The following is a 25,673-nucleotide window of genomic DNA, read 5'->3' as shown; positions in this document are numbered from 1 at the left end:
TTTATTGCATTTTTTCTTTAATTCTCTTTACAGCAGAATATATAGGTTTGACGAATAAATCCCTTTCATAGGAATTCATGCTGATATACCAGAATAATGGTAAGTAAATAGCAGAATACCCAATTATGCCCAAAACCAAGTCGGTCCAAGAATTCATTCTATTCTGATCTATCAACCAATAAGCGATACTTGTTAATATGGTCGGAACAATTGACATCCCTAGTAATTGCTTCCAGAAGGTTATGATATCAATAAACTGTTTTTTATGATAATAAACATTCATAATTAAAACATTCCCTATTATTAAAGCTACTGAAATACCAAATGCCGCTCCTATTCCTCCATAATATTTAGTTAGTGGAATTTGGGCACAAAGACTTAAGATTGCCATCCCAAAATAAAGCCAAGACCTGAATTCCATCTGATTTCTTGCCTGTAAGATCGTAATCCCTAAATTCTGGACTAATGGGATTGTAAGAGCTACAAAAAACAACAAGGTAATTAGATATGTATCTTCATAACCATTACCTGCCCACAATATGATAAACTGCCTTCCAAATAAAATAAAACCTGATAATATAAAAGCTAAAATGATGAATTGTATCCTACCTGTTCTGATAAATAAATCTGATATTTCAACTTTAGACTTATTTGATGCCACCATACCTGTAACTTTAGGTAGGAATACCCCAGAAATAGCCGTTGAGAAGCTCATGTACATGCCTTGTAATTGTATGGCTATGGCAAAAACAGCCACAGCCGCTGTACCTACATAAATACCTAGTACAAACTGTCCGGTACTCCAATATACCTTATTCATAATGATGTTCAAGAATATATAAAAAGAATAAGTGCTAACTTCTTTTAAAAGACCAACATTCATATTGGTAAAAGTGATTCTAATTTTTAATTTCTTTTTGCAGTACCAAAAATTAATGATTAAAGTGAGTATGTTTAATACGGTTGCAAGAATAACCATACCAATAGCTTTATATCCCATTTCAAGCAATAAAATCATAATTACAGTATTCAGTACAATACGAAATAAGACCACAATTTTTTGAAAAACAAAATCTTCGTAAGCTGTAATTATTGAACCAAAAATACTTAGTGGAAATGTGAAAGCTATATTAAACACCATTAACAACATCATGATTTTCGCTTTTTCCAACTCGTTATCACTCATAGTATTACCAAATAAATGATCCACATTGTAGTATAAACTTAATCCAATAACAAATGAAATTATACCAATGGCAGAATACAGTAAAACAAATAATCCAAACATGGAATATTGTTCTTGAACCTTACCCTCTGCCTTAAGCTTAGCTGTATATCTTATAATAGCATTTCCAAATCCAAAATCCATAATGGTGAGGTATGCAATTACAGATGCCACTAATGCATAAAGTCCATATTCACTTTTCCCCATCATACGTAACATATAAGGGGTATAAAATAATCCTACAAGGTTACTTGCGCCCAATACAACATAGGATAAAACTGCTCCAGCTTTTAATTGATTAGTAGCCATAAACATTCAATTTTAAAATACTGCAAACTGAGTTTCAGCATGTTTTATTTAAGCTGAAAAGATTTGCAAAATTACAGAGATTCCAGCGAATATAGATGTATATATTTGGCTTAACAACTAATAAAATATACAGGTTAACGAACAAGCCTATCTAAAATCAAATAGATAATTTATTTAAACTGATCAATTCTTAAGTTTATACTACATCTATGCTTAATACGTTCTATTACTAGTTTTAATAAGTTTTGCAACAATAAAATCCTATAGTACTATTTTTACCATTGTTACAAAAAAGAGAATTTCATTTCAGATGAAGTGACTTTTTTGTAACACAAGTTTTTATTTTATTACTGTTATTAGCGATATTTCGATTTAAGTTTTACAAAAAAGAGAATGAAACCAACTATACATTTTTACAATAATATTGCATCACATTACACCAAACCACTTATCAAAAAAATATTACAAAGCGATTTGTTTGAACTTAAATATTTTGTTGGAAATAACACATCGCAAGGAATAAAAAATATCAATTTTGAAGAAGAAGGACTTTTACCCTATAAAAACAAGATAAATCTTATCAAAAATACATGGGTTAAACAAAAATACCTTATTTGGCAAAAAGGATTGTTGTACAATTGTTTGTTTGGTAAAAAAATAGATTTACTTATAGTTCTAGGGGAATTTAATATTCTTTCCAATTGGTTTGCAGCCATAATTTGTAGGTTCCGAGGCATACCTGTAGCTTTTAGGGGCCATGGCCTGTACGGTAATGAAGGTGCCTTAAAGCTTTTCCTAAGAAAATCCTTTTATCGCTTGGCTAACAGACACTTAATTTACGAACGTAGGTCTAAAAATCTTATGATATCCCAAGGTTTTAAAGCAGATAGCATTCATGTGATGTTCAATTCTTTGGATTATGATCAACATAAAAAACAAAGGACACAATTTGGAAGTTACACGAAAAGTGAAGTATTCGATTTTTTTGAACATCCAGAACTACAAACGCTTATTTTTATTGGTAGATTAACCAAAATTAAAAAACTGGGAATGCTACTGGAAGCTGTAAAAAAAATTAATGAAAGTGCTTCCAATAATGTAAATCTATTAATTATTGGTGATGGTGTTGAAAGGGAAAACCTCGAGAACTATGCTGAAAATAACATTGATAAAGGTCATTATCATTTTTATGGAAGCTGTTATAGCGAAGAAATCATTGGTAAACTAATTTCCAAGTCCGATTTATGTATCTCCCCTGGAAATGTTGGACTTACAGCCATTCATAGTTTAAGTTTGGGAACCCCAGTATGCACTCACAGTAATTTTAATAATCAAATGCCAGAAGTAGAATCAATAACCAATGGTGAAACCGGTATTTTCTTTGAAGAGAACAATATAGATGACCTATTTGAAAAAATTAGTACGTGGTTATTGCAAAATCCTTCAAAAAGCGAAAAAACAATACAGCATTGTTATAAAATAATAGATGATTATTATAACCCACATTTCCAAGAGAAGGTATTTTACAGCATTGCAGTTGGATCTACACCAATTATTTAAGCTCAAGATAAACCATAATAATTTTTACAAAAACATAAGTATACTAAATCACTAACCAATAGTCTGTTATGAGATAAATGAAAAAAGTACTACAAATAAATACGGTCGCAGGTTTTGGGTCAACCGGTAGAATTGCAGATAATATTGGTGAGCAAGCAAAACAGCAAAATTGGGAAAGTTTTTTGGCCTATGGAAGAAAGGAGGGGAAGAGTACCTCTCAACTATTTAAAATTGAAAATAAGCTAGGGAACTTTTATCATTTGGTAATGACCCGTCTCACAGACAAGCATGGTCTTGGTTCTACCAATGCTACAAAAAAATTTATAAAATACATTCAGGACTTAAATCCAGATATTATCCATTTGCACAATATCCATGGATATTATTTAAATTATAAACTACTCTTTGATTTTTTAAACAACTTAGACACCCCTTTAGTTTGGACATTACATGATTGTTGGTCCTTTACAGGACATTGTAGTTATTTTGATTTTGTTGAATGCGGTAAATGGAAAGAAGAATGTAATCAATGTCCGCAACTACATAGTTACCCCAAAAGTTATGTGGATAATTCCCTCTCTAATTATCAACTTAAAAAAAAGTTATTTTCAGAACATCCAAATTTAACTATAGTCCCTGTTTCAAATTGGCTTGGTGATTTAGTGTCGGAGTCCTTTTTAGGTAAGCATCGAAAAAAAATAATTCACAATGGAGTAGATACGGATAGCTTTAAACCAAAAAAAATTAATGTAAGTGTTCAGAAAAAATATAACCTTAATAATAAATTTATAATCCTAGGGGTTGCTAGTATATGGGAGAAGAGAAAAGGACTTGATGACTTCATAACATTAAGTAAAATGATAAGTGAGCATGAGGTGATAGTTTTGGTGGGGTTGAACAGTACTCAATTAAAAGAATTACCCAATAATATCATTGGTATTTCAAGAACAGATTCTATAAATGAACTAGCAGAACTATATAGTACTGCAGGAGTTTTTTTCAACCCAACATATGAGGATAATTTTCCGACTACCAATTTAGAGTCCCTTTCTTGCGGTACTCCCGTAATTACCTATAATACCGGTGGTAGCCCAGAGGCCATAAGCTCTGATTCTGGATTTACAGTAGCAAAAGGCGATCTATCACATATGCTGGAATGTGTAAGCACTATACAAAAATTAGGCAAAGCATACTTCTCTGATAACTGTAGAAAAAGGGTAATTCATAACTTTGAAATGAAAAACCAATTTTTAAAATATATTGACCTTTATAATTCTTTGATCTAAATAAACACCAAACCAAATGAAAGTAAGTTTAATTACAGGCACTTACAATAGTGCAGAATTTATAAATGACTGTGTTACTAGTATTAATAATCAAGATTATCTAGATATAGAACATGTTATCATTGACGGGGCATCTAAAGACGAAACGGTTGATATTATAAAAAACACACCAAATCGTGTCACAAAATTAATTTCTGAACCAGATGAAGGTATTTATGATGCTATGAACAAAGGAATTAAGAATACCTCTGGCGATATTGTTGGAATCTTAAACTCAGATGATTTTTATGATTCCAACGATGTAATTTCTAAAGTTGTAGATACTTTTAAAAGGGAAAATGTAGACTGTGTATTTGGTAATCTTTATTATGTATTACAACAAGATACTTCGGTTATTAAAAGAAAATGGGTAACAGGAGGGTATAATGCAAAAAAGGGATTTAAAAATGGTTGGCATCCTGCGCATCCAAGTTTTTTTGTAAAAAAAGAACTTTATGATAACTTTGGTTTATTTGATACATCTTTTAAAATTGCAGCAGATTTTGAACTAATGTTGCGTTTTATAGAAAAACATAAAGCTAAAACAGCATATATAAATGAGCCTTTTGTAAGAATGCGTTTAGGTGGCGAGAGCAATAGAAGCTTATCCAACATAGTTCAAGGAAATAAGGAGTGTATAAGGGCTTTTAAAAAAAATGGTATTCCAGTTTCCAAATTATATCCACTTATAAGACTAGCACCCAAATTAAAGCAGTTCATAAACCATTAGCTTGTTATATCGATGAAATATGCTCTTTTTCAATACTATAAACCGGTAGTTAAGCGATTTCAAAATGATAAGAGGCTATAGAACATTAGATTACTGCTTTATATCGAATGTTCTATTAGGGAAAATTGAACAAAGTTTATATTTGTCAAGTAATGTGATTATTTTTAATCCTAATAATAGGTTAAGTATAATGACCATTAATTAGAGTATATATAATAACTCGTGAAATGTATCTTGAACAAACCTTTAAAATGTCAAAAAGCTTTAAACTAAACATACCAGAAAAAAAACTAATTCTAGTATTAGGGGACTTTTTGATTGTTTCCTTGATGCTTTATTTTTTTTCATACCAAGTTATAGATATTGATGAAACGACAATTTATTATAGAAATATAATTTTTGGTATAGGCATATTTTATTTTTTCTCGTTAGCATATGTTCTGAATTTCTATTATTTGGCGGCAGAATCCAAGTATACCATTAACATATTGACCAAGGGTCTTGTTGTAACTTCCTTTTTTGTTATTCTACATGTTATAACGGGAATATTTTTATTCAATGTTGGGTATTGGAGACTAAACCTGGTCATTTTTGTAACACTAACGCCAACCTTCATATTGATATGGCGAAGAATTTTCCTCTTATTGTTCAAATTTATTAGCGTACCCAAAAAAGTACTCTATATTCACAATAATAAATTACTTGAAAACAAGGATTTTTACGTCAACGTTATCAATGGAAACCAAATAAATACGTTTTACCAAGTAGTTTCAACTATTAATCTGGATGAGTTTAGATCAGAAGATAAAGATAAGTTCATAAACATATGTAATGATGTAGAAGGCTGGGTTTTAGATATCGACACAAATAATAAATTACCAGAATTTGTAGAGAAGTTAATGTTACAATCTATAGTTGAAGGTAAAGAGATCGTAACGTTCACATCTTTTTATGAAAATATTTACGAAGCTTTACCAATTATTTCCCATAATGCCAATGAAAGTTGTACAGAAATTTTGCAGGTCCAACATACAAGAGTACGCTATTTAAGTAGACTGTTTAGCTTTTTTGTAAATCTTTGCCTAATGCTTTTTGTAGGAGTATTGTTTATAAGTGTTACACCATTTGTTTATATATTAAACCTATTCTTTAATAAAGGCCCTCTTTTTTATATACAAAAACGGATAGGCCAATTTGGCAAAGAATACAACATCTATAAATTTAGGTCTATGGTAACCGACGCAGAAAGCTCCGGAGCCAAAATGGCAACTAAAAATGACGCAAGGGTTACTGCGTTTGGTAAAATACTAAGAATGTTCAGAATAGACGAACTACCACAAATAATATCAGTTATAAATGGTGATATGCTTTTTATCGGTCCTAGACCAGAGCGTAAGATTTTTGTAGATGAGTTAAACAAAAGATTGCCATATTATAATATTAGACATTTAATAAAACCTGGTATTACGGGATGGGCACAAGTGAAGTATAAATATGGGGAAAATCTCCAGGACTCCATAAAAAAATTAGAATTTGATTTATATTATATAAAAAACAGATCGATCATACTAGATCTTAGAATCATATTTAAAACTATTACCACTGTGCTCTTCTCAAGAGGTGTTTAAGTGTATGCATAATTATAAAGTTCTAAAATATGTTAACTTAAAACTCTTTACAAGTTAACCCCAAATCATAATTAGCTAGCCGCTAACTTTTGTATATTTGCCGACCCACAAAATTCTTTGATGGAAATATTTACTATACAAAAGAAATTTTTCGCTTTAAGCCTACTATTATTGGTCTCAAGTACATTCGTAGCCCAAGTATCATACGAAGAAGCTTTTCCAAACGTTACGTTTAATTTTCCTACAGAGATCCAAAATGCCAATGATGGCAGTAATAGACTATTTGTAGTTGAACAACCTGGTACTATAAAAGTATTTACCAATACTCCATCAATATCCAATTCCATTGTTACGGATTTTTTAGATATAAGTTCCAAAGTAGCCTATAGTTCCGGTCAAGAAATTGGCTTATTAGGTATGGCATTTCATCCAAATTTTTCAAGTAATGGGTACGTGTTTCTCTATTATACGGACAAGCCAGGAAATTATAGAATTAATGTATCTAGATACCAGATAAGCTCCAGTAATCCAAATGTGTTAGATCCAAATTCTGAAAAAATCATTTTTCAATTTGAAAAAAATCAAGCGAATTCCAACCATAATGGTGGAAAAATTGCTTTTGGTCCGGATGGGTACTTATATGCTTCCTTAGGTGATGGTGGCGGTGGTGGTGATCCCCAGGGAAACGGTCAAAATCTAAATACGGTATTTGGCAGTATCCTTAGAATTGATGTAGATATTGATGGTAGTAACCCCATTGAAAACAACCCAGATCTTCCTAATGGCAATTATGAAATACCCTCGGATAATCCTCGAGTTGGCCAATCTGGCCTAGACGAATTATATGCCTGGGGGATAAGAAATACCTGGAAATTTTCTTTTGACAATACTGGAAAACTTTGGGGAGCTGATGTAGGCCAAAATGCTTATGAGGAAATAAACCTTATTACAAAGGGAGGTAATTATGGTTGGAATAGGTTTGAAGCAACTTCCCAACCAAGTTACGGTACCGGTACATCTTTAGCCACAACACCAGATATAAAACCTATATTTTTTTATGACCATAGTGCTTCAGACGTATCTATTACTGGTGGATATGTTTATAACGGGTCACTTACCAGCGCCCTGTTACAAAATAGATATATTTATGGCGATTATGTATCTGGTAGGGTGTGGTCATTAAGTTACGACCCATCGAACGGTACTACTAACAATGAATTATTGTTTAAGACCAATGGCCAATTTATATCTTCTTTTGGTGAGGACGAAGCAGGGGAACTCTATTTTTCCGATTACGGAGCCAGTGCTAAATTATATAAACTAACAGAAACATCGACTGGACCAGTAACCTCACCAGTAGACGGAATTGGTGAATGGAAATCTATAGCTAGCGGCACAAATGGTATCGTAGAAACGGTTGTTAAATCGCAAAATGACCTTTGCTATGTGGGCGGTACTTTTTCGATGGCCGGTGACTTAGCTGTTAACAATATAGCGGTAATTAACACAAATGGTATATGGGAAACTTTTACACCAAATGGAAGCAATGGAACAATTAATTCAATTGCTGTAGCTCCAGATGGAAAAGTATATGTAGCCGGTGACTTTTCAAACATAGGAGGTGTCAATGCCAACAATATTGCCTTCTGGAATGGCAATTCTTGGAATACATTAGGTCCCGGAACCAACGGACTTGTCTCCAAAATAAAATTTAACGCTAATGGAGCTCTATATGTTGGTGGCGTGTTTACCAATGCAGGTGGATTAAGTGTAAACAATATAGCTAAGTGGGAAAATACTTCATGGAGTCCATTAACTGATAGTTCAACCGGTATTTCTGGAACAAATAATGAAATTCGTTCCATTGCTTTTGATGAAAACAACATTATGTATGTTGGCGGTAATTTTGATACGGCTGGCGGTATCCCAGCTTCTAGGATAGCTAGTTGGAACGGTTCTAATTGGGATGCGTTAGGTGCTGGCACAAGTGGATTTGTACAGGCTATAGAATCTATTGGAAATTATGTGTATGCCGGAGGTAATTTTTCTATTGCTGGCAACCAAACCGTGAATAGAATAGCTCGGTACAATAAAAGTAACCAAACTTGGGAAGCTTTAGGAAATGGATTAAGTGGTAATGTAAATTCTATTAAATCCAATGGATCCTTTATTTATGCTGGCGGAAGCTTCGAAACTGCTAGTGATGATGGAAATACAAATAAAATAGTGAATAATGTAGCAAGATGGAGTGCTGGTTTAGGTTGGCAGGCTTTGGGACCCAATACAAACGTTGGAGTAAATACAATAGTAAATACTTTGGAATTTACCAAAAATGATACTGAACTTATTGTAGGAGGTAATTTTAGTACGGCCGGCAACTTAAATACAAACAATGTTGCTATATGGGCCGAAGCCTTTTGTTCTGAAACTAGTATAATACCTGAATATCAGATAAACGGAGTATGGCAAAGTGGAAGTAATAACTTAACTGTTCAGGAAGGGGACAATCTAACACTTAGCATATTACCAAATACCGTTTCTTTTACGATTACCCTACCAGATGGAAGTATTATAAATGGTGACCATCCTTTGGGAAATACAACAGTTTCACAATCTGGGACCTATATCTTAGAAACATCCCAAGGATGTTTGGAAAATCTAGAATTAACTGTTTCATCTAAAGTTAGCGAAGATGATGATAATGACGGGGTTGCCAATGCTGACGATGACTGCCCAAACACTCCAGTTGGTGAAGCCGTAAACTCAAATGGTTGTTCCAATTCCCAATTGGATGAAGATAGTGACGGGGTTTCCAATACTGATGATGACTGTCCAAACACTCCAGTTGGTGAAGCCGTAAACTCAAATGGCTGTTCCAATTCCCAATTGGACGATGATAATGACGGTGTTTCCAATGCCGATGATCTATGCAATAATACACCAGTAGGAGAAACAGTAGATAGTTTTGGTTGTGGTGCCTCGCAAAGCGATTTGGATAATGATGGAGTGTCAAATAGTGATGACTTATGTAATGATACGCCCGTGGGAGAATCTGTTAATGAAGATGGATGTTCATTATCCCAATTAGATGATGATGGTGACGGTGTTCCAAATAATTTGGATGAATGCCCCAAAACACCTGCAAACTCGAATGTTGATGCAAAAGGATGTACTTTAAGTTCATTCCCAATTGATCAATTCACTATTAGCACTATAAGCGTTACCTGTAATAATTTAGACAATGGTAGCATAGATATAATTTCTAAGTCATCAGAAACCTTTACCGTAACTATTATTGGCGAAAATTTCAATAAGAATCTTGATTTTACCGATCGGATAACCATTTCGGATCTTTCAACTGGAGAATATGAAATTTGTTTTACCAATGTAAATAATCTCGAATATGAATTTTGTACAAAGGCTAATATAAGAAGCCCAGAGCCATTGGAAGTAGAGTCTATTTTAAACGGAATAGAAAATAGTGTAACTCTAAAAATGAAAGGTAGCTCAATTTATAATGTAGTTATCAATGATGTAGTATTGCAAACGGAAAAAAATGAAATTACCATACTATTGGATAAGGATGTGAATTTTATAAAAGTAAGTTCAGACGTAAGTTGCTTAGATGCTTATGAAGAAGTTGTTTTGTTAGAAAATACAATGGTACTATATCCTAATCCTGTAAAGGATTTTCTCAATATTGATATAAGTAATTTGGAAACTAATAGATTACTGATATCGTTGTACTCAGGTGCTGGTAAATTAATCTTGTCTAAAATATATACTGGACAAAATAAAATAATCACATTACCAGTAGAGACATTAGTACCCGGGACTTATTTTTTAAGAATAGAACATAATGCTAGTTCTAAATCGTATAAAATAGTTAAACTATGAAAAAAGTAATAGTAATAACTATTCTAAGTGTATTGCTCTCAGCTTGTGGTGCAGATTTGGATTTGTTAGATGATATACTTTTGGAAAAGCAAGTTGAGCTTGTTTTTCCTGAAAATATTTCTGAATGTACAGAAGGAACCGTTATTTCGGAAACAAAAAGTGAAGTAGTATTTAAATGGACTAGTTTAACCGAAAATACCGCTACTTACAGCGTAATCTTAACTAACCTAAAAACAAATACTACAACTATAATTGAAGCTACTAACACAGAGTTACTTATCACCCTAGAAAGAGGAATGCCTTACAGTTGGTTTGTTAGTTTTGCTTCCTATGATTACCCAATAAGTGAAATATGGTCATTTTATAATGCTGGACCAGGATTGGAGTCATATCTACCGTTTCCTGCAACCGCAGTATCTCCCGTTTCAGGTGCATCAATATCATCAATAAGTACAAGTGTTAATCTTATTTGGTTAGGTGAGGATTTAGACGATGATATAAAAGGGTATGACCTCTATTTTGGAATAGAGGCAAATCCACCTTTGCTAGTAGAAGACATTGAAGCGACCAGATATAATGAAATTCCCGTAACCGCAGGACAACAATATTACTGGAAAATAGTTACCAAGGACAGTGTAGGAAATGAATCTGAATCTACAATCTTTACATTTATCGTAGGTTAAACTAATTCGCAAACTACTAAGCGCATATGGTCTATTGTTATCCCTTAAACCTAATTTAGATTTCTAGAGTAACCCTCTACGGATTTTTGAAATACATAAAAGTCCCCTATAGGTAAACCTATAGAGGACTTTATATTTTTTCACTTTAACTAATACGCTATGACTATGAATTCTGAACGTCTATTCACTTTATGCTTATCTTCAGGACAGTATACACCATCCTCACATTCGTTGAGTAATTGCCTTTCACCAAAAGCCTCTATGGCCAATTGAGAATCTGGAACACCTTTAGAAATTAAGTAATCCCGAGTACTTTCAACCCTTCGTTGAGACAACCAATCATTATATTTTGATGCACCTCGTGAATCTGTATGTGAAGTAATTTTTAATTTTATGCTTGAATTCTTTTTTAACAATTCTGATAATTTATCCAATGTTGTTTTAGAACCCCCAGTTAAATAGGAAGAGTTAAAATTAAAGTACACATAGCCCATGGCATTTATTTCGTCCTCAATAGCCTTTTTCCTGCTCAATTCAGCATCCAATTTAGCTTTCTCCATAGCTGCTAAATTAGCGGCCTCCTTTTCTTTTTTCAATCGCTCTGCCAATAATACCTCTTCTTTTAATCGATTTACCTCGGCAATAGAATCGTTTTGTCGCTGCTTCTCCTTTTCTATAGCAGCCAACAATGCTAATTTTTCTTCTCCTCGTTTTGAAAGACCTTTTTCAATTCCAAATTGGTAAACTACACCTGCAGCATGTTGCAAATGGTTTGTTGAGCCATTTCCTTTTGTCATTGACCATTTACCAGATGAATTAAAGTCTAAGCCCCAAGTATCAGAAAACCATGTCCTAAAACCAACTATGGCATTATAAGTACCCCGGCCTATATTATTTGCATCTGTATAACCAGCTCCAATACCAACATAAGGATCAAACCAACCTGTCTCCCCAACTATTTTGTTTAGATCATACGTTAATCTCGCATCCAATCCCAGATAATTACTCTCAACTGAATTTACAATACCATCGATTTTTTTACCCACCTTATATTTGTTGTAACTTCCGATCACTTCAATCCCTAACCCGTTTTTAAAATATCTCCCAATAGATAATCTAGACGGATAAGGCAACATGTTCCATTCATCTGAAACGTTAAACAATCCATCAAAAACGTTACCTGAATCATCTACGGCATTATAACCGAGACCAATAATCCAAGAACTTTGTACTATACTTTCTTTTGAAGTAATTTGTAATTCCTCCTGTGCAAATCCCCTACTTACTAGAATCAGGAATAACAATGCGGATAGAAAAAAAGTCTTATTCATTATATTTAATTTGGGTTTCAATTGCAAATTTAATGTAACCGATACTAAGGAGCAAAAAACCTCCCTGTAGTGTAAGAATATTCGTTAGATAGATTATTGATAGTATTTACCCGACAAAAGTGTAGTTATTCTAGTATGATTTTTCGTTTACTAATGGGTAATTTGAATATTTTAAACGGTTGTACAATGGCCGTAATTCTTTGCTCATTTTTTTCTCGTAATACGGAAATTACCATAGTATCCTTTGTGATTTTCAAAAGGGATAGCGTACAATTTTCATGATTTCCTTTGCCTGCATTATAAACAAAGAGCATGTGCTTTTTAAAGTCGATAATAGGTAACGGAAAACCAGGTTTACGAGTCCTATTTATTTTTCCATATAAATCTTCCAAGGATTTTTGATCTTTTATAAAAAAAGTTTCTTCAACTTCCGATCCGCCATAATTATCTTCTAGAATCAGCTCCATTTGATAGGCCTCTAAACTTTGATTGGCAGCAGTGTTGTTTTGGCTTTTACAAGAACCGAAACTACATACTATAAGTACAGAAATTAAATTGAAGATACTACGCATTTTTAAAGCGTTCCTTAAGTGCCTTTTCATAAACCTCCTCATACAATGGTAGTACTTTTAAAATATCAAACTTCCTTGCTTCCTTAAAAGCATTTTGTTTGAATTTTTCCAATATAAGATCATCCTTTAAAATAGAAACGGCGTTGGCAGCCATTTCCCCTATTTCCCCAATACCACTTAAATACCCTGTAACACCATCAACATTAACCTCGGGTATACCGCCAGTATTGCTAGAAATGACAGGTACTTTGTTTATCATGGCCTCTAATGCGGCGAGACCAAAACTTTCGGTCTCCGATGGTAATAAAAACAAGTCGGAAAAGCATAAAATCTTATCTATCTCATTGCTATTGCCTAGAAATATGACATTAGCGGAAATCCCCAATTCTTCACATATGCGTTCTGCCTTCTCTTTTTCAGGTCCCTCCCCTACCATAATTAATTTGGCTGGAATTTCCTTTAAGATCTTATCAAAAACCATAATGACATCCGGTATACGCTTAACCTTTCTAAAGTTACTGATGTGTGTAACAATACGTTCCCCTTCCTTTGCCATATTAGCTCGTTGACAATCAGTAAACGAAACACCGTACTTACGTTCATCAATAAAATTTGGTATTACCTCAATCTTATCCTTGATCTCAAAAATTTCAAGTGTTTGTTGTTTTAAACTTTCGGAAACTGAGGTGACTATATCTGACTGATTGATGCTAAAACTAACCGCCGGCTTATAAAATGGATGCTTTCCTACAAGTGTAATATCCGTTCCGTGGAGGGTAGTGACCATTGGCACAAAAATACCTTCCTCCTCTAACATTTTCTTGGCCATATACCCGGCATAAGCATGTGGTATGGCATAATGTACATGTAACAAATCAATATCGTAGAGCTTAATTGTATCAACAAGCTTACTTGAGAGCGCTAATTCATAAGGTTGATAATGAAACAGTGGATATTCTGGCACATGCACTTCATGAAAGAATATATTGTTATTTAAAAGTTCTAATCTTACGGGTTGCCTATAGGTGACAAAATGTACTTCATGACCTCTATTTGCCAATGCAATACCTAATTCTGTGGCTACTACACCACTACCGCCGAAGGTGGGATAACAAACTATAGCTATTTTCATTCCAACAAAAATACCCTTTAATTTAGTATAGAATCATAAATTGCTTGTTGAATCCTAGTTCTTAACCCAGATTTAACTAAAAGTGTGTTTGATGCCGTTGGGTAGGTTCTATTAGACAAAAACACATATACAATTTCTTCATCAGGGTCTGCCCAGGTGTAGGTTCCGGTAAAACCACTATGTCCAAAACTTTTACGGGAAACACACCCACATGTAGGGCCGCTTTTTTCCAATTGGGGCTTATCAAACCCGACTCCCCTTCTCACATGCTTGTCACAAAAATAACAGGTGTTGAATTTTTTTACCGTCCTAGATTCAAAAAATTCTGTTCCACCATAGTACCCATTTTGTAAATACATTTGCATTATTTTAGCAACATCATTGGCATTGCTGAACAATCCTGCATGACCACCTACGCCCCCTTGCATTGCTGCGCCCATATCATGCACATAACCATGAACGGTTTGATATCGGTAATATTGGTCCTCCTCTGAAGGTATTATGCTGTTTTTAGAAAATTTCTCCAATGGATTGTAGCTCGTAAAATTAGCCCCAATTTTTTTGTACAAAAAATCATCCGCAAGTATATCCAATCTTTGGTTATAAGTATCCTCTATGTACTTTTTCATAACAAAATAAGGTACATCACTATATCTATATCTATTGGATTTTAAATCTTGCCTTCCGATTCTATTATAAATTGAATCGTTATAGGCATCTGTCAAATACAAATTGTCCGCAACTTTCACTGAAAAACCTGGTGATGGGACGTTCCTATAAAACTCTCTTGAGGGTTTTCTGTTTTTATCCAACGTTTGCACATAAAAAGGAATCCATGCAGGCAACCTACCATAGTGTGACAAGGCCTTTAAAACAGTTACACTTTTTATCTCTGTATCTGAGTAACCTGGTACCAGTTCTTCAAAAGTATCGTTTAGTGCAATTTTGCCTTCCTCTTCCATTTTCATTACCATAGGTAATGTGGCCAATATTTTGGTCACCGACGCTAAATCATACATATCATCATCGGTAACTTCATTATCTGAATCATATGTTGGTTTACCAAAACTTTTGCTATAAACTACTTTACCTTTTCTGGCCACCAATACCTGTGCTCCTGGAAACATTAAACTGTCTAATCCGTTTTGTACCAAAAGATCAATTTGGGCCAAACCACTGGAACTTAGACCTACCCTTTCAGGCAAACTGTACCCTAAGCGTTTTAGGGGTTTTAAAAGTATTCCTGTTCCGCTAGGAAATTCCGAATGTGCTGTAACAGGTAGTTTACCTAGAGCCGGTAAAGCCCCAAATAACATTTCAGCAGTTTTTTGCTGGGCAATGTCACTATTTTGATAGGCAACAACAACGGCATCTATATTCTGAAAAGTAGCGATAGATGCTAGTGCATAGGTTTTTGCAAAGGTACAAAGCACTAGGTTTGAAGTGCGTAAATTAGCAATCTCCTGTAACCAAGAAAGCTCTTGTTTGGAAAACTCAAAAGCTTTCCATGGACTTTCATTGCTTGTATGATGACCTATTATGACCAAGTTATACTCAGAAAGCCTATTTTTTATGGTCTCAATATCATCCCCATTGACCTGTGTTACCGCTGCATATTTATTTAGTGTTTTAATAAATGCGTCATTTGATGAGTCCCCAAACTTTACGTAGGCTATTTTTTTGTTCTGTAAATTTTTAATACCCAATAAGTCGAACCTATTCTTAACTATAGTAATGGCATTTTCAATCGCCTCTTCATAAACCAGGTCATCTTCCGTAGCGTTTAAATCATCAATAAGATTCTCGAGCGCTATAGGATTATAATCATGCAGGCCTACTTTATATTTTGCCATTAATATTTTCTTTACAGAAAATGACAGCCTGTTCTCACTAATTCTCCCCTTAGTATATGCCTCTACTAATTTTTGTTTTGCTTTAAGAATATCCTTTGGCATTAACAACATATCATTACCTGCAATAAATGCCTTTAGTTCTACTTCTCCCTCGACACCAAAACTAGTTACTCCTTTCATATTTAAGGCGTCCGTAAAAATCAAACCTTTGAACCCTAGTTCTTCCTTAAGGACACCCGAAATTATTTGTTCTGATAATGATGATGGCAATCCCTTTTGTAACTCTAATGAAGGAACCTCCAAATGAGCAACCATTACACTGCTTAAACCTTCATTAATCAATTTTCTGAACGGATACATTTCTAAGCTATCCAAACGTTCTCGTGAAAAAGGAATAATCGGAAGATCATGATGGGAATCTACAGCGGTATCACCATGTCCCGGAAAATGTTTACCACTAGAAAGAACACCGGCACTTTCCATTCCTTTCATAAATGCCAGACCTTTTTCAGCTACCACTTCTCTATTTTCACCAAATGAACGATTTCCAATTATAGGATTTTTAGGATTGGTATTAATATCAATATCCGGTGCGAAATTTATATGAACCCCTAATCTTTTGGCATGCAACCCAATTCGATGACCTACTTTTTCAATAACCGAATTGTCAGAAATTGCCCCCAAGGTCATATTCCATGGAAAGGCATAGGTAGAATCCAAACGCATAGACAAGCCCCATTCTGCATCCATTCCTACCAATAAAGGTATTTTAGAAACTTCTTGATACGCATTGGTTAAATTAGCCTGTCTTACTGGACCTCCTTTGGAAAATATAACACCACCAATATGATGTTCCCTTATAAGGTCTTTTATTCCCTCTGTATTTTGATTGGAGGAAATACTCACCATAAAAAGCTGGCCAATTTTTTCTTCCAAAGTCATATTATCATATAACTCATTTACCCATTTTGACTGGGAAAGGGTATCAGTGGCCACAAGTGGATTTTGACCAAGCACCTTGTTAAGGCCTATTAATGTAATTAAAATAAGTAGATATGGCCGCATGGATTTAAACTGTAAGGAGATAACACAAAACCCTGAAAATTATTGCATTTCATCGATAAAACCTAATAAAAATAGGGATTAACACAATATTAGGATTAAAAAAAACGCGAGTGCCAACTCTCTGAGGCAGGAACTTCCCAATGTTCTTCATACTCCCCTTTTGTCGCTACCAAATTATTAAAAACAATGGTATTCTTAGAAATAGCCTTTTGCTTAGCCATCGTTTTAAAGTCGATTAGGTTCTTATAGGCGATATACTCGCCTTGCTTATATGAAACATTCATTTTGTCCAACAAGCCAACATTGTATTTCTTCTCCAATTCCTGAATAAAATGCACCGATGAATCTATAGAACACCCCGTGGCAGATTGTGCGCTTTGGTCCAAGCCAATGATTAAAAAGCGATTGTACCTGATTTCATAACCTGATTTTAAATCTTGGCCATGGGCGGTCCAATTTTGGATGAATGTGTCCATCTCTGACTTTATCTCTACGATTTCCTCCTCTGTGAATGATCTGCTTGCCTGATATATCCAAATCCTGGAAGAATCAGGTAATCCCTTAAAATCTACTAACATAACTATGAATTATTGCTTTAGTTCAAAAGTGTATAAAACCATCGCACTTTTCTATAAATCCTCTGCAGTGGCAATAAGTTCTGCAATATCCATGACTGCTATAGCATCTTCTTTTTCCTTATTTTTCACTCCATCTGTCATCATCGTATTACAAAAGGGACATCCTGCAGCTATTATTTCTGGTTTAGTCTCTAATGCCTGTTCTGTGCGCTCAATATTGATATCCTTATCCCCTTTTTCCGGTTCCTTGAACATTTGCGCTCCTCCTGCACCACAACACAGCCCCTTTTGCTTGCATTTTTTCATTTCTACAAGCTCAGCATCCAATTTGCGGATTAAATCCCTAGGAGCTTCATATATGCCGTTGGCGCGACCTAAGTAACAAGGGTCATGAAAAGTGATACGCTTACCTTTAAAGGTTCCCCCTTCCATTGTAATACGCCCTTCATTTAATAATTCCTTTAAAAATTGGGTATGGTGTACAACCTCATATGAACCGCCCAATCCTGGATATTCATTTTTTAAGGTATTAAAGCAATGCGGACAAGCGGTAACCACCTTTTTCACGGAATAGGCATTCATTACCTCTATATTTGTAACTGCCTGCATTTGAAAAAGAAATTCGTTACCAGCTCTCTTTGCTGGATCGCCCGTACAACTTTCTTCTGTACCTAACACGGCAAAAGACACCTTTGCCTTATTTAATATCTTAACAAATGCCTTGGTTATCTTTTTGGCCCTATCATCAAAACTACCGGCACATCCAACCCAAAACAATACTTCTGGTTGTTCGCCAGCAGCGAACATTTCTGCCATGGTTGGTACTTTTAATTCACTCGACATATTGCTTCTATTATGATTCTTGGCTCCAATTCAACCTATCCATTTGATTAAATGGCCAAGGAGCACCGTTATTTTCTATATTGGCCATCATATTATTTAAATCTGATGGTGCTGCGGACTGTTCCATTACTAAATATTGTCTCATATCCATTATGATGGACAAAGGATCAATACTTACTGGACAAGCCTCTACGCAAGCGTTGCATGATGTACAGGCCCATAATTCTTCCCTAGTAATGTAATTATCCAATAATTGTTTACCGTCTTCCTTAAAAGTACCCTTATTGCTGTCTATATTCTTACCTACTTCCTCTAACCTATCACGGGTATCCATCATAATTTTTCGAGGAGATAACTTTTTGCCTGTTTGGTTGGCCGGGCACTCACTGGTACACCTACCACATTCAGTACAGGTATAGGAATTAAGCAACTGAACCCAATTTAAATCTCGTACATCAGAAGCGCCAAATTTACCTGGTTCAGAGATATCCTCCTCTGCAGGAGCAGCGAATGGATCTACGGAAGGGTCCATCATTAATTTAACCTCATTGGTTACAGCTTCTAAATTTTTAAATTGGCCCTTTGGGGTTACTTTCCCATAGTATGTGTTTGGGAAAGCCAATAAAATATGAAGGTGTTTTGAATAATAAAGATAGTTCAGGAAAAATAATATACCTGATATATGCAACCACCAAGCGGTTCGTTCAAGAATAATTAAATTAGACTCGGACATTCCTTCAAAAAAAGCACCTAAATACGCACTAACAGGAAAAGAACCCGCCTGTACATAATGCTCCGAACCTAATTGTTGCAGCTGAAAATCGGCAGCGTTCATGGTTAGGAACAACATCATCAACACCAACTCAATATAGAGAATTAGATTACCATCCTTTTTTGGCCATCCTTGCATTTCTGGTTTAATAAATCGCTGTAATCTTATTAAATTTCTTCGAATCCAAAATATGATAACGGCAATAACCACCAGTAGGGCCAAAATTTCAAAGGAACCAATAAGCACATCATACAATTTGCCTGCTCCAGCGAAAATTCTGTGAGATCCTAGGATACCGTCAACAATAATTTCCAGAACTTCAATATTTATAATAATAAATCCAACATAAACGATAATATGTAAGATTCCTGGGACTGGCCTTACCACCATTTTTGTTTGACCCAAGGCAATTTTAACCATGTTTCGCCAACGTACTGGTTTTTCATCGCTTACATCAACATCCTTCCCCAGAAGTATATTACGGCGTAACCTTCCTACATTTTTTATAAAAAACCCTATTCCACAAATAAGTAATAAAACAAATAGGATATTAGGTAAGTACTGCATAAATTATTGTATTTTCTCTGCTGGATCTTCTTCTGGAACCATATACTCTTTCTGTTTTTTTCCAAAAACAGATACATTTACATAGCGTTTCGGGTTTAATCTAAAGTCCTGTAATAAGAGATCTAGTTCTCTTGATGCACTATTAAGATTACCATATAGTTCCTCATCGTTCATTAACTTGCCCAATGTACCATCACCATTTTCAATTTTGGAAATAACCTTATCCAAATTGGCCATGGTAGATTCTAAACTGGAAATGGTACTTCCAAGTCCCGCATTGTTCAAAGAATCGGAAAGCTTAGCAAAATTATCGGTAAGGGTTTCAAAGTTGGTTAATGAACTATCTAATTTACCCTTATTATTATTTAATAATTGATTTAAAACTATTGCACTACCATTAAGGCTTGTCATTAGTTCACTTAAACCATTGATTGCCGTTTGCAAATCTTTCTTTGTTTTAGTATCCAAGACATTGTTCACATTAATAAGTACAGAATCCGCATCGGTAACAGCAGATTCAAACTTTTTAAAAAGAGGTGTTAACTTTTGTTGCGCTAATTCTGTTAAACCTGGTTTGGTCTCAGTAGCCAAGGTATCACCTGTTTGTATGTTTCTTGAATTATCAAAAAGAGGGGTAATCTGTAACCCTTTACCCCCAATAATACCAGTATCATAAAGTTGTACAGTACTGTTCTTAGAAAATTTAAAATCATTGCTGACGGTAAAAGTAACGATAAGGTTACCTTGTGCATCCTTAAATTTAATATCGTTCACTTTACCTACCCCAAAGCCATTAATAGAAACCTGTGTTCCCACTTGTAAGCCACCAACGTTGGGGTAAACCGCATATAGTGTTTTGCTATTATCAAAAAGAGGTGTGGATTTTAAATAACTAAATCCTAAAAGGAACAAAAGTATTCCACCTATGACAATTATACCTGTTTTTAGTTCTCTGGATAGTCTCAATAAGATAGTTTTAAGATTCCTAACAAAATTAGAAATTATTATTACACTAAATGCCTTTATTGTGAAACCTCTTTCAATGCTTCTGGAAGTGAAATTCTTGTCCCTTCCTTGTATGCTACAATATATGCGGTTGGATACCCAGAACTAGCAGCATTGGAATGAAGCATTTTAGCTTCTCTATAAGAACGTGTTTCACCGTACATATACCTATAAAGATTCTTAAAAGGTTCTTTGGAAATCATACCCAATCCCTTAAAATTTTCAGGTGCCAATGGTAATTCCTTAGCACTTGCCATTAGTTGTACCTTGAACACAATTTTTGAATTTTCCATTGGCAACCCAGTTTTATCAACGGGTTTTATAACTTCTTCAATGACCTTTGGTTTGGACTCATCAGCGTTAACCCCGGTATCCTTTTCAGCAGACGCTATTACTTTATTAACAGCATCAGTCACTTCCTCTTTTGGTTTTTTAACTTCGTTATCGTTAAGTGTAATAACGGTCGGTTGCCCAATCTCCATTTTCTCTTCGGAAATATCTTTTTTCTCCTCGGCAACTGAACTTTCTATTGGTGTTGTGGTAGCCTGGGAAATAGTAGTATATTCCGTCTTATATTTTAGGATTGCCTGTCCTATTGCAGAACCCATTTCCGATTGGCCTTTTTTAGAGTTTAGATAAGACCCTTCGTCCTTGTTGGTCAAAAACCCTGTTTCTACCAATACACTAGGCATAAAAGTTTGATGCAGTACGATAAAACCCGCCTGTTTCACCTTTCTATCGTTCCTTTTTAACTTCCCAGAAAAATTATCCTGAATGTTTTTTGCAAGAGCAATACTCTGATCCAAGAATTCTTCCTGCATAATAGTAAGTCCTATAACAGACTCTGGTGAGTTAATATCATAATCCGCATATCTGGTCTCATAATTATCCTCCAAATAAATAACCGAGTTTTCCTTTTTTGCAATTTCAAAGTTTTGTTTGTTGGCATGCAAACCTAAAACGAATGTGCCGGCACCATGGGCATCGGAAGTGTGCGAATCGCAATGTACGGAAACAAACAAATCCGCGTTGGCCTTATTTGCAATTTCTCCCCTTACAAAAAGGTCTATAAAAGTATCGTCCTTACGCGTGTATACCACCTTAATATCCTTATTTGCCGATAATATTTCACCAACTTTAAGTACAATATTCAGTGCAATATTTTTTTCCAGATACCCATTTCCTAAATTTCCGGGATCATGCCCTCCATGGCCTGCATCCAAAACCACTACAAACGGATCAATAGGTTTCGCCAACCCACTTGGCGTATTATAAGACGATAAGGGTAATGATAGTACTAAAATTAAGATGACTATAAATGTCTTTATTCTCATATTCATATGGGTTTTAAAGCCCTGGTAATGGTTAAAATAATGGTAATTCCCTGTAACGGGAATAAAAAATATATGTAAGTTTGACATCTGAAACAAATGGCTTTCTAAACCGCCAAACCTTTACAAAAATAGGATATATAGCCTTGCAATCAAATAAACAGTACTTACTTTTCATATTCCTGCTTTATTTTGGCTGCTTATCCCTGTTAGCCCAAGAAGATAAGGTAACCCCATTGATTATCAAGGCTGAAAAAGACACGCTAACGGCCCCACTTTATCCAGAACCTGTTGTCGTTGATAGTGTTATGAGGGATTCCTTGGCCAAAGATAGCCTAAACCAAAAGCCGCCTTTACTACTAGATCAAATCACATATAAGGCAAAAGATTATGTAAAATTAAGCCAAAAAGAAAACAAGATATATCTCTATAACGAAGCGGAAATCTATTATCAAGATACTGAACTAAAGGCTGGCATTATTATCATGGACTACCTAAAAAATGAGGTCTATGCAGGTAGATTAAAAGATTCCTTAGGCAACTTTACCCAGCTGCCCTATTTTAAGCAAGGTTCAAATATCGTTATTCCCGATTCCATTAGGTTTAATTTTGATACGCAAAAGGCCCTTATTTGGAATTCAAGAACCGAACAACAAGCTGCTGCCGGACAGTTAGGTAGCGACGCCATGAAGGTGTATGCTGATATCACTAAAAAAGAAAATGATTCGGTTTATTTTTTAAGCGAAGCAAAAATAACAACATCCAAGGACACGGTTAATCCAGACTACTATATAAGGGTAAGGAAAGCTAAATTTGTTCCTAAAAAGAAAGTAATTGCCGGTTTTAGCAACTTATACATCGCAGATGTTCCTACGCCAATTGCCATGCCATTTGCATATTTTCCACTCTCAGTAGGACGTGCTGCAGGTATATTAATGCCCTCATTTGGTAATGACCCTAATACTGGATATTTTCTACAGGACATGGGTTATTATGTTCCCCTAGGGGATTATGCCGATGTTACCTTTACCGGTGACTTTTATACAAACGGTAGTTATGGAGTTAGGGCAACATCGGTGTATACTAAACGCTATAAATACCGTGGCAACTTTAACTTTAGATATGAAAACCAGGTACGAAGCCAGAAGGGTTTTAGTGATTATAGCCTGACAAAAAACTATAATATTCAACTATCACATTCCCAAGACACAAAAGCTAGTCCAAATTCGCGCTTTTCAGCATCGGTTAACTTAGGGAGTAGTGAATATTATCGAAATTCCTTACAACAAAGAAATTTACCCAACACACAAAATAACACCTTATCATCCTCTATATCCTATTCCAAAACATTTCCAGAGTATCCTTCTGTAAATATGAGTTTAACGGCAACACATTCCCAACTTACATCTGCTGCCGCCACCTCTTCAAATGCTAATAATATCACTATGACCTTACCCACGTTTCAAGCGAGTATGGAACGTATTTTTCCTTTTGCCAAAAGGGATGGCATAAAAAAAGGGGCCATACAGAATATTAACTTCCAATATGATGTAAACGCCCAAAACCGCTTATCCACTAATGATGATGACTTTTTAACGGGAAGGATGTTTGACAATGCTGTTGTTGGGGCAAGACACCGCATACCCATAAGCACCAATTTTAAGGTGGCTAAATTTTTTAGTGTTAGCATGGGCGGGAGCTATGAGGATGTTTGGGCCTTGGAAACCTTTGCCAAACGATTTGATAATGATTCAGGAACTGTGGTTACAGATAGTATAAATGGTTTTGACCGTTATAACCAATACAACTTAAGTGCAAGTATAGGTACAACACTATACGGTACTTTTGATTTTGGTGAAGACAAAAAAATTCAGGCAATAAGACACGTAATGAGACCATCATTAAGTTATGGCTATGCCCCTTCTTTTGAACAGTTTTATGATGAATATATTGATGGTGACGGTGATGTAGTACAATATAGTAGGTTTCAAGGTACACTGAACGGCGCCCCTAGATTAGGACGTTCCAATAGTTTAAGTTTTTCATTGGCAAATACACTGGAAGCAAAAGTCAGGGATAAGGATTCTACCAAATTGGAACCTAAAAAAGTACCTATATTAAGTAATTTTAATATTTCTACCTCTTATAATATGGAATCGGATTCTTTAAGACTAAGTCCGTTAAACGTTAACGGTGGCACCAATCTTTTAAATAATAAAATGTCCGTTAACTTTTCAGCTGGTCTTGACCCTTATGCCATAGATAACAATGGTCGAAGAATAGAAACTTGGAATATAGATAACGGTGGTAGCTTATTCAGGTTGACCAGGGCAAATGCCAATGTCTCTTATTCCATTAGTAGTGATATGTTTGGCAAAAAGAAAGATGATACAAAGGAAGATGAGGAAGATGATCCATTTGACTATGTAGCCCAAAGCGGTGGTAGAACCGATGATCTTTTTGGAAGGGCGGACAGTTTCTCTGACAACCCAATACGCTCTAAGGACAAAGATGAAGATATAGAAAATCCGGTCTATGGGACCCAAATTCCTTGGAATTTCAGATTGGCCTATTCCGCTACGTATTCCAATCCTGCAAGGCAAAATGAGTTTAGTAGCCATTCACTAATGTTTTCTGGAGATATAGAACTTTCCCCGCGCTGGAGCGTTGGTGGCTCATCTGGTTACGATTTTAAAAATAAAGGCTTTACGCTTACCCAATTACGTTTTCAAAGGGACCTAAAAAGTTTTTCAATGCGATTTAACTGGACACCCTTTGGGCAATACAAAAGATGGTATTTCTTTATCGGTATAGACGCATCAATCTTAAGTGACCTAAAATGGGAAAACCGTAGTCAACCTATTAGGAACTAAACACCTAAACCTTATGAAAAAAATAATTAATACCGAAAACGCCCCTGCACCCATTGGGCCATACAACCAAGCCATTCTAAGCGGAAATACATTATATATTTCTGGTCAGATTCCATTAAACCCTAAAACAGGGGAACTAATAAGTGGTGACATAAAAAAGGAAACTGAGCAATCAATGAAAAACCTAGAAGCTATACTAACAGAAGCTGATATGACATTCGAAAATGTGGTAAAATCCTCTATATTTTTGAGCGACATGAATCAATTCTCTCAAGTTAACGAGATTTATGGTGCCTATTTTAATGCAGAAACCGCTCCTGCTAGAGAAACGGTTGAAGTTGCTAATTTACCAAAATTCGTAAATGTTGAAATTTCTATGATTGCCGTAAAATAG

General features: G+C 35.0%; 18 protein-coding genes. 8 read left to right on the top strand and 10 right to left on the bottom strand.

Features of this window, described 5'->3' with window-relative positions; genetic code table 11:
* Window position 1: 1 nt before the first annotated feature.
* On the bottom strand, window positions 2–1,534 hold the full coding sequence (locus ACOCEA_RS16515; protein ID WP_420757377.1) for an oligosaccharide flippase family protein: 1,533 nt from the start codon (window positions 1,532–1,534) through the stop codon (window positions 2–4).
* 393 nt (window positions 1,535–1,927) lie between these two features.
* On the opposite strand from ACOCEA_RS16515, the gene ACOCEA_RS16510 reads away from it, so the two are divergent.
* The 6 genes from ACOCEA_RS16510 (at window position 1,928) to ACOCEA_RS16485 (ending at window position 11,357) form a co-directional block, all read left to right on the top strand.
* Entirely contained in the window at window positions 1,928–3,094 is a 1,167-nt protein-coding gene (locus ACOCEA_RS16510) for a glycosyltransferase (protein WP_420757376.1), read from the top strand.
* A 77-nt stretch (window positions 3,095–3,171) separates the two neighbouring features.
* Entirely contained in the window at window positions 3,172–4,380 is a 1,209-nt protein-coding gene (locus tag ACOCEA_RS16505; RefSeq protein WP_420757375.1) for a glycosyltransferase, read from the top strand.
* Window positions 4,381–4,396: 16 nt separating this feature from the next.
* A complete protein-coding gene (locus tag ACOCEA_RS16500) occupies window positions 4,397–5,149 on the top strand; it encodes a glycosyltransferase family 2 protein (protein WP_420757374.1) in 753 nt (250 codons plus the stop codon).
* Between the two features lie 251 nt (window positions 5,150–5,400).
* Window positions 5,401–6,777 (top strand): sugar transferase, encoded by a 1,377-nt coding sequence (locus tag ACOCEA_RS16495; RefSeq protein ID WP_420757373.1) that lies wholly within the window; start codon window positions 5,401–5,403, stop codon window positions 6,775–6,777.
* Between the two features lie 120 nt (window positions 6,778–6,897).
* Window positions 6,898–10,674, top strand: a complete 3,777-nt coding sequence (locus tag ACOCEA_RS16490) for a PQQ-dependent sugar dehydrogenase (protein ID WP_420757372.1) — start codon at window positions 6,898–6,900, stop codon at window positions 10,672–10,674.
* Window positions 10,671–11,357 carry a fibronectin type III domain-containing protein gene (locus ACOCEA_RS16485; RefSeq protein ID WP_420757371.1) on the top strand — a complete coding sequence of 229 codons (687 nt, stop codon included), beginning with the start codon at window positions 10,671–10,673 and terminating at the stop codon, window positions 11,355–11,357. The genes ACOCEA_RS16490 and ACOCEA_RS16485 overlap by 4 nt, the downstream gene beginning before the upstream one ends.
* A gap of 149 nt (window positions 11,358–11,506) precedes the next feature.
* Here the strand turns inward: ACOCEA_RS16485 and ACOCEA_RS16480 are convergent, their stop codons facing one another.
* The 9 genes from ACOCEA_RS16480 to ACOCEA_RS16440 all read right to left on the bottom strand — a co-directional run bounded on the left by ACOCEA_RS16480 (window position 11,507) and on the right by ACOCEA_RS16440 (window position 22,409).
* A complete protein-coding gene (locus tag ACOCEA_RS16480) occupies window positions 11,507–12,688 on the bottom strand; it encodes an OmpA family protein (protein ID WP_420757370.1) in 1,182 nt (393 codons plus the stop codon).
* Between the two features lie 125 nt (window positions 12,689–12,813).
* Complete coding sequence (locus ACOCEA_RS16475; protein WP_420757369.1) at window positions 12,814–13,260, bottom strand: hypothetical protein; 447 nt, start codon at window positions 13,258–13,260, stop codon at window positions 12,814–12,816.
* Window positions 13,253–14,392 carry an N-acetyl-alpha-D-glucosaminyl L-malate synthase BshA gene (bshA, locus tag ACOCEA_RS16470; RefSeq protein ID WP_420757368.1) on the bottom strand — a complete coding sequence of 380 codons (1,140 nt, stop codon included), beginning with the start codon at window positions 14,390–14,392 and terminating at the stop codon, window positions 13,253–13,255. The genes ACOCEA_RS16475 and bshA overlap by 8 nt, the downstream gene beginning before the upstream one ends.
* A 17-nt stretch (window positions 14,393–14,409) precedes the next feature.
* Entirely contained in the window at window positions 14,410–17,310 is a 2,901-nt protein-coding gene (locus tag ACOCEA_RS16465; protein ID WP_420757367.1) for a serine hydrolase domain-containing protein, read from the bottom strand.
* A 95-nt stretch (window positions 17,311–17,405) separates the two neighbouring features.
* Window positions 17,406–17,888: an ABC transporter ATPase gene (locus ACOCEA_RS16460; RefSeq protein WP_420757366.1), complete on the bottom strand. Its 483-nt coding sequence runs from the start codon at window positions 17,886–17,888 to the stop codon at window positions 17,406–17,408.
* Between the two features lie 51 nt (window positions 17,889–17,939).
* Complete coding sequence (locus ACOCEA_RS16455; protein ID WP_420757365.1) at window positions 17,940–18,731, bottom strand: (Fe-S)-binding protein; 792 nt, start codon at window positions 18,729–18,731, stop codon at window positions 17,940–17,942.
* A gap of 10 nt (window positions 18,732–18,741) precedes the next feature.
* Window positions 18,742–20,070, bottom strand: a complete 1,329-nt coding sequence (locus ACOCEA_RS16450) for a 4Fe-4S dicluster domain-containing protein (RefSeq protein ID WP_420757364.1) — start codon at window positions 20,068–20,070, stop codon at window positions 18,742–18,744.
* A gap of 3 nt (window positions 20,071–20,073) precedes the next feature.
* Window positions 20,074–21,036 carry an MlaD family protein gene (locus tag ACOCEA_RS16445; protein WP_420757363.1) on the bottom strand — a complete coding sequence of 321 codons (963 nt, stop codon included), beginning with the start codon at window positions 21,034–21,036 and terminating at the stop codon, window positions 20,074–20,076.
* Between the two features lie 56 nt (window positions 21,037–21,092).
* Window positions 21,093–22,409 (bottom strand): N-acetylmuramoyl-L-alanine amidase family protein, encoded by a 1,317-nt coding sequence (locus ACOCEA_RS16440; protein WP_420757362.1) that lies wholly within the window; start codon window positions 22,407–22,409, stop codon window positions 21,093–21,095.
* Between the two features lie 80 nt (window positions 22,410–22,489).
* On the opposite strand from ACOCEA_RS16440, the gene ACOCEA_RS16435 reads away from it, so the two are divergent.
* Both ACOCEA_RS16435 and ACOCEA_RS16430 read left to right on the top strand, forming a co-directional pair.
* Window positions 22,490–25,279: a putative LPS assembly protein LptD gene (locus ACOCEA_RS16435; protein ID WP_420757361.1), complete on the top strand. Its 2,790-nt coding sequence runs from the start codon at window positions 22,490–22,492 to the stop codon at window positions 25,277–25,279.
* A 13-nt stretch (window positions 25,280–25,292) separates the two neighbouring features.
* Window positions 25,293–25,673, top strand: a complete 381-nt coding sequence (locus ACOCEA_RS16430) for a RidA family protein (RefSeq protein ID WP_420757360.1) — start codon at window positions 25,293–25,295, stop codon at window positions 25,671–25,673.

The organism is Maribacter luteocoastalis (genome assembly GCF_048890225.1).
Classification (GTDB): domain Bacteria; phylum Bacteroidota; class Bacteroidia; order Flavobacteriales; family Flavobacteriaceae; genus Maribacter; species Maribacter luteocoastalis.
Note: the sequence above shows the minus strand (reverse complement) of the source record. Positions and strands in the feature narration are given on the sequence as shown.

What these genes read in the sequence shown, in the direction of transcription:
- ACOCEA_RS16455 (WP_420757365.1), bottom strand. Translation starts at nt 18,731, where the DNA reads ATGTCGAGTGAATTAAAAGTACCAACCATGGCAGAAATGTTCGCTGCT.
- ACOCEA_RS16490 (WP_420757372.1), top strand. Translation starts at nt 6,898, where the DNA reads ATGGAAATATTTACTATACAAAAGAAATTTTTCGCTTTAAGCCTACTA.
- ACOCEA_RS16440 (WP_420757362.1), bottom strand. Translation starts at nt 22,409, where the DNA reads ATGAGAATAAAGACATTTATAGTCATCTTAATTTTAGTACTATCATTA.
- ACOCEA_RS16510 (WP_420757376.1), top strand. Translation starts at nt 1,928, where the DNA reads ATGAAACCAACTATACATTTTTACAATAATATTGCATCACATTACACC.
- ACOCEA_RS16495 (WP_420757373.1), top strand. Translation starts at nt 5,401, where the DNA reads ATGTCAAAAAGCTTTAAACTAAACATACCAGAAAAAAAACTAATTCTA.
- ACOCEA_RS16505 (WP_420757375.1), top strand. Translation starts at nt 3,172, where the DNA reads ATGAAAAAAGTACTACAAATAAATACGGTCGCAGGTTTTGGGTCAACC.
- ACOCEA_RS16475 (WP_420757369.1), bottom strand. Translation starts at nt 13,260, where the DNA reads ATGCGTAGTATCTTCAATTTAATTTCTGTACTTATAGTATGTAGTTTC.
- ACOCEA_RS16480 (WP_420757370.1), bottom strand. Translation starts at nt 12,688, where the DNA reads ATGAATAAGACTTTTTTTCTATCCGCATTGTTATTCCTGATTCTAGTA.
- ACOCEA_RS16515 (WP_420757377.1), bottom strand. Translation starts at nt 1,534, where the DNA reads ATGGCTACTAATCAATTAAAAGCTGGAGCAGTTTTATCCTATGTTGTA.
- ACOCEA_RS16430 (WP_420757360.1), top strand. Translation starts at nt 25,293, where the DNA reads ATGAAAAAAATAATTAATACCGAAAACGCCCCTGCACCCATTGGGCCA.
- ACOCEA_RS16460 (WP_420757366.1), bottom strand. Translation starts at nt 17,888, where the DNA reads ATGTTAGTAGATTTTAAGGGATTACCTGATTCTTCCAGGATTTGGATA.
- ACOCEA_RS16485 (WP_420757371.1), top strand. Translation starts at nt 10,671, where the DNA reads ATGAAAAAAGTAATAGTAATAACTATTCTAAGTGTATTGCTCTCAGCT.
- ACOCEA_RS16465 (WP_420757367.1), bottom strand. Translation starts at nt 17,310, where the DNA reads ATGCGGCCATATCTACTTATTTTAATTACATTAATAGGCCTTAACAAG.
- bshA (WP_420757368.1), bottom strand. Translation starts at nt 14,392, where the DNA reads ATGAAAATAGCTATAGTTTGTTATCCCACCTTCGGCGGTAGTGGTGTA.
- ACOCEA_RS16450 (WP_420757364.1), bottom strand. Translation starts at nt 20,070, where the DNA reads ATGCAGTACTTACCTAATATCCTATTTGTTTTATTACTTATTTGTGGA.
- ACOCEA_RS16500 (WP_420757374.1), top strand. Translation starts at nt 4,397, where the DNA reads ATGAAAGTAAGTTTAATTACAGGCACTTACAATAGTGCAGAATTTATA.